11 protein-coding genes are annotated in these 10092 nt (G+C 63.1%); 2 read left to right on the top strand and 9 right to left on the bottom strand.

Annotated features, from left to right (window positions below):
- The coding region (locus tag V9L20_RS22780; protein WP_443098620.1) for an ankyrin repeat domain-containing protein at nucleotides 1–1050 on the top strand (1050 nt) is incomplete at its 5' end.
- 199 nt (nucleotides 1051–1249) lie between these two features.
- Here V9L20_RS22780 and V9L20_RS22775 read toward each other — a convergent pair.
- The 8 genes from V9L20_RS22775 to V9L20_RS22740 all read right to left on the bottom strand — a co-directional run bounded on the left by V9L20_RS22775 (nucleotide 1250) and on the right by V9L20_RS22740 (nucleotide 6750).
- The gene (locus V9L20_RS22775; RefSeq protein WP_337298345.1) at nucleotides 1250–1534 is read right to left on the bottom strand and encodes a hypothetical protein; all 285 of its coding nucleotides are present in this window, start codon (nucleotides 1532–1534) and stop codon (nucleotides 1250–1252) included.
- Between the two features lie 66 nt (nucleotides 1535–1600).
- On the bottom strand, nucleotides 1601–1798 hold the full coding sequence (locus V9L20_RS22770) for a hypothetical protein (protein WP_337298344.1): 198 nt from the start codon (nucleotides 1796–1798) through the stop codon (nucleotides 1601–1603).
- Between the two features lie 278 nt (nucleotides 1799–2076).
- Entirely contained in the window at nucleotides 2077–2640 is a 564-nt protein-coding gene (locus V9L20_RS22765) for a hypothetical protein (protein WP_337298343.1), read from the bottom strand.
- Between the two features lie 124 nt (nucleotides 2641–2764).
- Nucleotides 2765–2902: a hypothetical protein gene (locus V9L20_RS22760; protein WP_337298342.1), complete on the bottom strand. Its 138-nt coding sequence runs from the start codon at nucleotides 2900–2902 to the stop codon at nucleotides 2765–2767.
- A 27-nt stretch (nucleotides 2903–2929) separates the two neighbouring features.
- A complete protein-coding gene (locus V9L20_RS22755; RefSeq protein ID WP_337298341.1) occupies nucleotides 2930–4252 on the bottom strand; it encodes a serine hydrolase domain-containing protein in 1323 nt (440 codons plus the stop codon).
- An 8-nt stretch (nucleotides 4253–4260) separates the two neighbouring features.
- The gene (locus V9L20_RS22750; RefSeq protein ID WP_337298340.1) at nucleotides 4261–5121 is read right to left on the bottom strand and encodes an NmrA family NAD(P)-binding protein; all 861 of its coding nucleotides are present in this window, start codon (nucleotides 5119–5121) and stop codon (nucleotides 4261–4263) included.
- Nucleotides 5122–5244: 123 nt separating this feature from the next.
- Nucleotides 5245–6153 (bottom strand): LysR family transcriptional regulator, encoded by a 909-nt coding sequence (locus V9L20_RS22745; RefSeq protein ID WP_337298339.1) that lies wholly within the window; start codon nucleotides 6151–6153, stop codon nucleotides 5245–5247.
- A 297-nt stretch (nucleotides 6154–6450) separates the two neighbouring features.
- Nucleotides 6451–6750, bottom strand: a complete 300-nt coding sequence (locus V9L20_RS22740) for a hypothetical protein (RefSeq protein ID WP_337298338.1) — start codon at nucleotides 6748–6750, stop codon at nucleotides 6451–6453.
- A 176-nt stretch (nucleotides 6751–6926) separates the two neighbouring features.
- On the opposite strand from V9L20_RS22740, the gene V9L20_RS22735 reads away from it, so the two are divergent.
- On the top strand, nucleotides 6927–7550 hold the full coding sequence (locus V9L20_RS22735) for a tyrosine-type recombinase/integrase (RefSeq protein ID WP_337298337.1): 624 nt from the start codon (nucleotides 6927–6929) through the stop codon (nucleotides 7548–7550).
- A 424-nt stretch (nucleotides 7551–7974) separates the two neighbouring features.
- On the opposite strand, the gene recG is transcribed toward V9L20_RS22735, so the two are convergent.
- Nucleotides 7975–10083 carry an ATP-dependent DNA helicase RecG gene (recG, locus tag V9L20_RS22730; RefSeq protein WP_337298336.1) on the bottom strand — a complete coding sequence of 703 codons (2109 nt, stop codon included), beginning with the start codon at nucleotides 10081–10083 and terminating at the stop codon, nucleotides 7975–7977.
- Nucleotides 10084–10092: the final 9 nt, after the last annotated feature.

Below are 10092 nucleotides of genomic sequence, written 5' to 3'. Positions count from 1 at the left end.
CGTTGGCCTCCGGCTTCGCTCGAGGCGCCTTCGGCCACCGAGCGGCTGTCGGCGCTCTACGGCGCCGCGGGCAAGGCCTTCGATCCGGAGCTGACCCGGCTTCTGCTCGACGCCGGTGCGGATCCCAACGACGGCGAGTCTCTCTACCACTCACTCGAAGCGCCCGCGTGCACCATGCTCCTGCTCGATGCCGGCGCGCGCATTGCCGGCTCGAACGCGATGTATCGCGCGCTCGATCTCGACGACGCGAGCGCGTTGCAACTGTTGCTCGATCACGGTGGCGATCCCAACGAGGCACCGCTGGGTGCGCCTACATCCGAGTGGAGATCGCCATTGTTGTGGGCTATACGCCGCCGCCGCTCGCTTGTCCACGTCGAGGCCTTGCTTGCGGCGGGCGCGAGGGCGGACGTGTGCACATCGGACGGCGTGCCGGCCCACACGCTGGCGCTTCGCTTCGGGCGAGCGGACGTTGCCGGACTCCTGGAGCGTGCAGGCGCAGGCGCAGGCCGTGAGCCGCTGGCAGCGGACGAAGCCTTTGTGGCTGCCTGCGCGCGCGGCGACGCGGAATCGGCGCGCGCAATTCAGCAGATCCATCCGGGCGTGATCGACGCACTGGACGATGCCCGGCTGCGCATGCTTCCCGAACTCGCTGCGCAAGGCTGCGTCGACGCCGTCAAGGCAATGGTGGCCTGCGGTTGGCCGCTGGAGATCCGCGGTGGCGACATCGATGCCTCGGCGCTCAACCACGCCGTTTTTCGTGGTGATGCAGCTCTCACGCACTTTCTGCTGGAGCACGGCGCCGATTGGCGGACGCTGCACGGCTTCGGCGACAACGCCTGCGGCAGCCTGTCCTGGGCGTCGCTCAACGAACCGGTCGAAGGCGGCGACTGGGTTGGCTGCGCAAAGGCCTTGTGCGCACATGGCCTGCCGCCTGCGCGGCCTGACCCCAACGGTTCGGACATCGTCCTGATCGGAGAGGGGCGCTATCGGTTCGCGGACGACGTCACGGATGCGCTGCTCGGCGCCGCCGCTGCCCGGCAGGGGTCCTGAGTCGGAGAATTTGAGCGGTCGTGACGAACTTCCGTACATGGACGCCCCCAATATGCCAGGCATTCAGTTATTGATGGCTTGAAGGTTCGATTGCACCCGTACATTCGGACTTTCGCTGCGGCACTTTGCCGTTTGGGGTGTTCATGGGGCGCAGTTGAGGAAATATTCTTCGTTGTACCTGAGCGACCGCGTCTGGCCGTCAGACGTCGGTGGCGTCGAGAAGGTAAACCTTCGACCCGACGGGGAGACTCGCCTTGTTGACCGCTCGGGGCAAGGAGAACGGCGCGTGAACCATGGGCCGCCCGCGGCTAATCATTTCGAAAGCGGCGACGTTCGTTCGAACGTACGCGCCCTGGGGAGTCACGATGAGAAGCTGCTCGCCCGTCTTCACGTCGCGTCGAAACGCATCCGGGACGCCCGGCACGAGCACATATCCGCGGCCGCCGATGTCAAACACGTCTTCGATTTCGAACAAGAACTGCATCGCGATGGTCGTTGGATAGCGAACTGGAGAGCGGGGACGAACTTCCGGTATTGGCCGACTGCGGCCTCAACCCATATGTGCGCCAGCTTCGGCATTTGGGTAGACGACCGCGAAGTCGGCAGGGCGCTCCGCCTCATCAAGCGGTGAAGTTCCGACTGTGGCTGAATCGGCCAGCCGGTTCTCATAGATCATTTCGTTCTCTAGGAGTTCGATCACGAAGGGGAGTGCTGCATCCAGGTTTTCGGTGGACAGATAGATGAGCATTGCATCAGTTCCCTCTTCGTAGTCAAAGCCGCTGTCCGTCAGAATTCCGCTCGAAACCTCAGCCAAGCGATTAGGCACAACGTATCGAAGATCAGTATCTGGGTTCTCCATACGGCCGGGGTCAAGACGAATCAAGACTGACGGCATATTCCACCCTCAAGTGTTTTGGGATGACCGGTTCGTGGCAACTCTGTTCGCATGCGCATTTCCGCTCTTGGCCGGATTCTGCCGTAACCCGCAGCGCGACGCTGGGCTCAAGACAGCACCTCGGAAGAAGCTCACCGACCGCCCCTGATAACGATACGGGTCATGCCCTGGCCTGCCAGAAGCTCAATGAACTCTGATAGCGCACCGGCCGGAGCAGAGCCAAAGTCGCCGGCGAGGTACCACCATCCATCCTGACTCTCGACTGGGGAGAACGAGTGAATCGCCTGGCTCGTCCCGAAGGGGCCCGGGGGATTCTTGTCCTCAACGTCCAGCCAGCGAGTAATCCACCCTTCCAACTGTCTAGAGTCTTTGATTGGGCCGTTTACCAGCACCTGGACCGAATCCCAAGTGAAGGGGTAGACCTCAACCGCGAACGCTCCAAAGTTGAATTCCCGCGCTTCGAACGCCTCGTCAATATCGATCACCACTTCGCCTGGTTTCGGCAGGCCATCGGGGCCCTTGGACATGATGTCAACTCGGACGTAGCGGTATGGATACGGGATGGCCTCGTTGTTTATGCTGAGCAGCAGTTCCCCGACCGTGCCCTCGGACTCCGAGGCAAGTCGCGTTCTCGTCTCCACCAAGAACTGCACATATCGGTTGCGCTCCTGCTCAAAGATTTGCGATAGCTTCATAAATTCTATGGTGACTGCGATGCGCGGAGTGCCTCATTAGGGCAGTTCACGAAGGCTCATAGCATCGTCGCAGGGAATCTGCGAGGCCGCCGGCAATGTCTGGTTCTGGCCGACTGCAGCCTGTCTAGTTCTCAACCGTTATGTGCCGGTATCTCAGCGCGAGAGCGCTCTCGACGGGCTGCTGGCAGGCCATGCCGCGCATGCGGAAGATGCCCAGTTCCAGCCGAGGAATGGAGAGGCCGTGAATGGTCAAGGATTGCATCTATTCTTGCTCGTTGATGTAAGGAGCTCAGGCGCTTGCCAAGCCGGTGTAGAGGCCGCGCTCAAAAGCACCGAATAGTTCGACCATTCGCGCGTCGTAGAACGGCAGCAGTTGCGTGAATACCGCACCGGTCACTTTCTTGATCGGGTCGACCCAGAAGTAGCAGTTGAGCAGCCCGGCCCACGCGTAACTGCCTGCGCTGCGACCGTTGGGCCCGGGCTGCGTGTTGATGTCGAACGACAGGCCCCACTTCTGCGGCATGCCGGGGAATAGGTCGGCGTCGTTCGACCACGCTGCCGCGGATGTCTTCAGCGGGTTCACGTTCAGATCGCCGATCTGGTTCTGGCGCATCATGGCCACCGTCTGTGGCTTCAGAATGTGGGCGCCACGGAACGTACCGCCGCTCAGCAGCATCTGCAGAAGGGCCATGTAGTCGCGCGGCGTGCCGAACAGGCCACCCCCGCCCGAGAAGAACTCCGGGCGCTGCGGCATTTCGAACGGCATCGACGTGAGCGAGCCGTCCGCCTGGCGGATGTACGTCGTCGCCACGCGACGCTTCTGCGCACTGCTAATCAAGAAGCCGGTGTCGGTCATGCCGAGCGGCGCGAAGATGTTCTCGCGGAAGTAGACCTCGAGAGATTGATCGCTGACGGCCTCGACGATCTTTCCCACGGCGTCCATGCCCGTGCCGTACTGCCAGCGATCACCCGGGTCGAACTCGAGTGGGGCGTCGAATGCGCCGTTCTTGCTTTCGGCGATATCGGGCAGACCCGTGAACTTCTCGTACTGGGGCAGCTTGTCGCTCCAGTTGCTATAGGTAAGGCCCGAGGTGTGGGTCAGCAGGTGGCGCAAGGTGATTGGCCGCCTGGCGGGCCGCAGCGTGGGTGCCCCAGACGCATCGAAGCCTTCCAGAACCTTGGGCGACGCCAGTTCCGGCATCAGTTTGCCCACGGGATCGTCAAGTTGCAGCTTGCCCTGTTCGACGAGTTGCATGCAGGCGATTGCCGTTACCGCCTTCGTCATTGACAGCAGCCAGAAGACGGTGTCGAGCGACATGGCTGGACCGTGCGCCGCGTCGCGCTTGCCGAACGACCCTTCGTAGACGATGCCTTTGTCACTCGCACCCACGGCAACGACGCCAGCGACTTGCTTCCCGTCAACAGCACGCTGAAGCATTCGATCAATCGAGTTGAAGGCGCCACTGCGAGGGTATTTGGCCACCGGGCTCGGGGTACGTGCCGTCGCCGCCATAACTTGGGCGCTCGCCAACTGGGCGAGCGCGGGGACGGTCATCAACGTGGCAGCACCTTTGAGCAGATTGCGCCTACTGAAGCCTTGGTTCATGTTCATGACTCCTGTCAGGCGCGCGCGATCAGGGTTTGCAGAACCGTATCCAGGGACACGGTGCCTTTGCGCGTGCTGGATGCGTCACCCTCGAAGTCGATCCACCCTTCATTGAAGCCATCCAGCATCTGGGCGCGTGGCACCGGGTTCTTCATCCCCTGCGACTTGAACAGCGCCTCCCAGGTGGCGCGCGGCACCGCTTCCATCCGTACCTCGCGTTCGAGCACGCGCCCAAAGGCCGCGGCGATGTCATTGGGTGACAAGCGCGCGCCCTCCAATTCGACGACGCGCCTGCCTTGCCAGGTTTCCTGGAGCAACTCGGCCGCCACGCGCCCGATGTCCTCGGTGGCGACCATCGGCACCGGCTTGTCCAACGGGTAGAGAAAGCTCGGGATCACGCCGGTCGTGCGGGCCGGTGCGACATCCCATGTCGCGTTCTCCATGAACCAGGCGGCGCGCAAGAAGGTGATAGGCAGCGGCAAGGTTCCCAGGCTTTTCTCCTGCAACTGGTGCTGCTGCAGCAGGTTTGGCTGCAGCGCTTGAGCGCCTATCGTCGACAGGGAGACAACCTTGGAGGGCCGCGCGACTTCGAGCGCCTCATGGACGGCGGCGATCACACGACGCGCTTCGTTAAAGTCGGGCGACGGATCGAACACCGGCGGCAGCAGGAAGAAAACCCCTTGCACGCCGGCGAAGGCCTTCTTCAGTGCGGCGGCATCGTACAGGTCCGCGACTGCGACCTCACATCCTTTGCGCGCCCATGCCGCGCCCTTTTCAGCATCGCGCACGACTGCTCGTACCCGCTGTCCATTGTCGATGAGTGCCCTTGCGACGGCACCCCCGACCTGACCTGTGATTCCTGTAATGGCGAACATTCGAGACTCCTTGGGAAGGCGGCACTGAGCCGCGGTGCAAGAAGTCTCGGAGAACGAGCTTGATACTTCAATGATATGGGTGTCATTTCATTAATGACACAAGATCATCATTGAAGCTGGAGGCTAATGCAGCAGCGCGACGATGAAGTCCAGAAACGCGCGCGTCTTCGCGGGCACATGATGGCGTGACGGGTGCAGCGCATACAACGGAAACCGCTCATCGGGCCAGTCTGGAAACACCTCCACCAATCGTCCATCGGCAATCATCGGCCCGACGCCCAGGTCCATGACTTGGGCCATCCCGTGACCGGCGAGACACACGCTGTACAGCGTTCCGGCATCATTGACCGTCAACGAGCCGCTGGTTTCGAGCACCAGCTTCTTGCGACGTTTGTGAAACTCCCATGGATAGGGACGCCCGGACTCCGGATCACGGAACTGAATGCAGACGTGATGGCCCTTCTCGAGTTCGCGTGGGTCTTTGGGATGGCCGTAGCGCTTGAGGTAGGCGGGCGCTGCGATGGTCACCATCCGGGTGTCCAGCAGCTTGCGTGCGACCAGTGTCGACGGGCGAGGATTTCCGAAGCGCACGGCCAGATCGAAACCATCGGCCACAAGGTCGCCCAGGCGATCCGTTGTGATCAGTTCGAGGCGCAACTGCGGGTAGCTCTCGAGGAATGCGCCCAGCCTTGGCCCCAGGATCAGTCGAGAGAAATACGGATCAAGATTGACCCTCAGGCGCCCGCGAACGGCGGCCGCGCCTTGGGCGGCGGAGGCCGCAGCCTCTTCCAGGCCGGCCAGAAGGGGCATCACCTGCTCGTAGAAGCGCCTGCCCTCGTCGGTGAGGCTGACAGATCGCGTGGTGCGGTCGAGCAGCCGAATACCCAGCCGCGCCTCAAGCCGCGCAATCGACCGGCTGACGCCGGATTGCGACATGTTCAGTATGTCGCCAGCCGCCGCAAACGTGCCGCTGTCGACGATCGCGGACAGCACGCTGATCCCGTTTGTCACCCGATCGTCAAAGCTTGTCATACATGCCAACTTGTCATTTAAGAAACTTCATACATGCTATCGCCGTCTTCAATCGCGACACACGGGATCGAATTCTCTGTGTTGTTGCTATCGTTGTCGGGCGGTTCCAATGGCTAGCGATTCGGCTGACAGCTAGGAGCATCCAGCGCAGCCCTACGGTTCAATGAGCAAGCGCGGTGGCGAGAGATGATGCGGCTTGGCGTGAGCAGCGGAAGCATCCGCTTTCGGACGGATCGCGAACGACCCCTCATGGCCGAAGTCCGTCATCCTGTCGCCGGCCGTCATGCGTCCATGATCTCATGGGCTATTGACCAACTGCATGTATCGCCAGACGCCCCAAACCACGCCCACAGCGATACCAACCGCGACGCTCCAACCCACAGAAACACCCGCGATGAAGCTCAGAAAAAACATCAATGCGACCGACGCGAGACTAATGTAGGTCAGTGTGATGAGGTCAAAGCGTGCGATCTCGCTCGCGTCCTCGGAGACTGCACGGTCGCCGTGATCGCGCTTGCGGCGCTGCCCTCTGAAGAGCACCACGTCAACGATGAACTCGAAGATTCCGACGACGACGTCCGTCAGCAAGCTGAACATGAAGCTCCTTTGAGTGCCCGCAATTGGCCGATTGTGCCCCTAGCCGTAGGCCAAACATGGCCGCGAAAGCTGATGTCCATCCCAGAAATAGCAGGCGCTGCTTGGGCGCTGCATCCAGGACAGCTGCAGTCCGGCCAGCGCATGCTGAGGCTCCCTCAACTCGATGGGAGACCATCATGGGATCAGTAAACACTGCAACCTGCAAAGTGCCCTGGAACAAGGGCAAGATCGTCGGCCAGAAGGCACCTTTCAAACTCAAGGACATTTGGGCGCTGCGGGTACGGCTGCAATTAGAGGGCCGTGTGCGCGAGCTGGCTCTCTTCAACTTGGGCCTGGACAGCAAGCTGCGCGGCTGCGATCTTGTCAGCCTGAAGGTCAGGGACGTCTGCCACGGAGAGCAGGTTGCACCACGGGCGACGGTGATGCAGCACAAGACCCAGCGTCCGGTGCAGTTTGAGCTCACGCCTGGAACCCGAGAGGCTGTGCATGCGTGGATCCAGCGCATCGGCCTGCGATCGGACGACTTCCTGTTCCCGAGCCGAATGCACGGCTCGCCGCACCTCGGCACCCGGCAGTACGCCCGCATTCTGGGTGGCTGGGTCAGAGAGCTTGGACTAGATCCTGCCGGCTACGGAACTCACTCCATGCGGCGGACGAAGGCTACGCTGATCTACCGGCGGACGAGAAACCTTCGTGCGGTGCAGTTGCTGCTCGGCCATTCGAAGCTCGAGTCGACCGTCAGATATCTGGGCATCGAGGTGGATGACGCCCTGGAGATCTCGGAGCAGACAGAAATCTGAGCGAGCGTCGATTGAGCAGCGCAGATCCGTCCTCCTTGCTGCGGCGGTAAGGCGGATCAATGCGCTGCCGGATGACTCGATTGCGGCGCACAGCAGACAATCAGCGGGCCACGCCGACTGACCGCAACCAGTCTGAAGCGGAAGCTCCAAGACTCCCCAACAGCGGCTCAGTTGTATCGACCGCGCCGTGGTTCGCCTCCGAGACGAATGGGTTTCGTCCCGAAGGGGGTCTAGCTTCAATAAACCCTCGATTTTTTTGACACTCTGTTAGGAAGGCGTCATAACGAAATCTGATGGCGTTTTCAGATTTAACACTCTGCAATCAAGGGCCACTGGGCAACAGGGCGCCAAACCCAATAGCAACGTCGATTTTTTTTAACACTCTGTTAGGGATCACTAGGGGTCGCCTTTCGGGTAAGGAGACCTATGCCTTCAGGTACTCGGCCTTGGTGCCAAGCCAGCGGTCGATATGCCGCTGCGCCAGGTCCGGGTGTTTTTCAAGCATCACGGGCGCGAGTTCGCGCGCCCAGTCGAGCAGCATCAGGTCGGTGGTCAGGTCGGCAAAGCGCAGCAATGGTGCGCCCGACTGGCGCGCACCCAGGAACTCGCCCGGGCCGCGAATCTCAAGGTCGCGGCGCGCTATCTCGAAGCCGTCGCTGGTTTCGGCCATGGCCTTGAGCCGGGCACGCGCCGCCTCGCCGACGCGCCCGCTGTCGCCCGGCGCATAGAGCAGCACGCAGGCCGATGCCGCGGCGCCGCGTCCCACACGGCCGCGCAGCTGGTGCAGCTGAGAGAGGCCGAAGCGCTCGGCGTGCTCGATCACCATCAAAGAGGCGTTCGGCACGTCCACCCCCACCTCGATCACGGTGGTGCTCACCAGCACCTGGATTTCGTTGGCCGTGAAAGCCGCCATCACGGCCTGCTTCTCGGCGGTGGGCATGCGCGAATGCAGCAGCCCGACGTTGACCGCGGGGCCCAATGCGTCGGCCAGTTCGTCGCGTGTTTCGGTCGCGTTGCGCAGGTCGACGGCCTCGCTCTCCTCGATGAGCGGACACACCCAGTACACCTGCCGCCCCTGTTCGACCTGCGCCTGGATGCGATCGATCACCTCGTCGCGCCGGTGGTCGGCCACCAGCTTGGTGACGATGGGCGTTCGGCCCGGCGGCAGCTCGTCGAGCGTGGAGACATCCAGGTCCGCGTAGTAGCTCATCGCCAGCGTGCGCGGGATGGGCGTGGCGCTCATCATCAGCAAGTGGGGTTCGAGGTGCCCGACTGCCTTGCCGCGCAGCGCGAGCCGCTGGGCCACGCCGAAGCGGTGCTGCTCGTCGATGATCGCGAGCGCCAGGTTCTTGAAGCGCACCTTTTCCGAAATGACGGCATGCGTGCCGATCACCAGGGCTGCCTCGCCGCTTTCCACCGCGGCCGACATGGCGTCGCGCTCCTTCTTCTTCTGGCTGCCCGTGAGCCACGCCACGCGCAAGCCCCGCTCGGCCAGCAGCGGATCGAGCCAGCCCACCAGCTTGCCGAAGTGCTGGGCCGCAAGAATTTCTGTCGGCGCCATCAACGCGCACTGAAAACCCGCGTCGATGGCCCGCGCGGCAGCAAGCGCCGCCACCACCGTCTTGCCCGAGCCTACGTCGCCCTGCAGCAAGCGGTGCATCGGAATCTCGCGGCCCAGGTCGCGCGTGATTTCTTCGCCCACGCGCTGCTGAGCGCCGGTCAGGCCGAAAGGCAGCACCGCGAGCAATTGCGCATGCAGCGAGCTCGGCTCCGGCTCGGTGGAAGAGGGTAGCGCCGGTGCGCGCTGAGCCGCCCGCTCCAGCCGCGCCTGCAGCTGCGAAAGCTGCTGCGCCAGCAACTCCTCCGCCTTGATGCGCTGCCAGGCGGGGTGGCTGTGGTCTTCGAGCGTGGCCATGGCCACGTCGGGCGTGGGGTAGTGCAGGAAGGTCAGCGAACTGCGCAGGTCCCAGGCGCCTCGCAGGCCGATCTGCACCGGAATCGTCTCGTCGAGCACCGCACGCGCCAGGCCCGAGCGCACCTCGCGCCGGAGCACGGGCTGCGGGAGCCCGGCTACGGTCGAATACACGGGGGTGAGCGCCTCGGGCAGCGAGGTGCCGGCCGCCTTCACGGTCGGATGCATGATCTGCCGCCCGACAAAGCCGCCGCGCACCTCGCCGCGCACGCGCACGCGCGCACCGACCGCAAGCTGCTTCTGCTGCGAAGGGTAGAAGTTGAAGAAGCGCAGCTGGCAGGTGTCGCTGCCGTCGTCGATGGTCGCAATCAATTGCCGGCGGGGGCGGAACACCACCTCGCACTCCGTCACCACGCCTTCGACCTGCGCCATGTCGCCGTCGCGCGTGTCGGCCAGCCGCACGATGCGGGTCTCGTCCTCGTAGCGCATCGGCAGGTAGAGCGCGAAGTCGATGTCGCGCACCAGGCCGAGCTTGCGCAGTGCGCGCTGCACGGCGCTCAGGCCGGCGCCGGGCGGTTGCGCCGGCGCGGCGGGGGGAGTCGGTTCTTTCTTTGCGGGCACGGGCAAGGC

It is taken from the genome of Variovorax sp. CCNWLW225 (genome assembly GCF_037204045.1).
GTDB lineage: Bacteria > Pseudomonadota > Gammaproteobacteria > Burkholderiales > Burkholderiaceae_C > Variovorax.
This window is presented reverse-complemented; position numbering and strand designations above follow the sequence as displayed.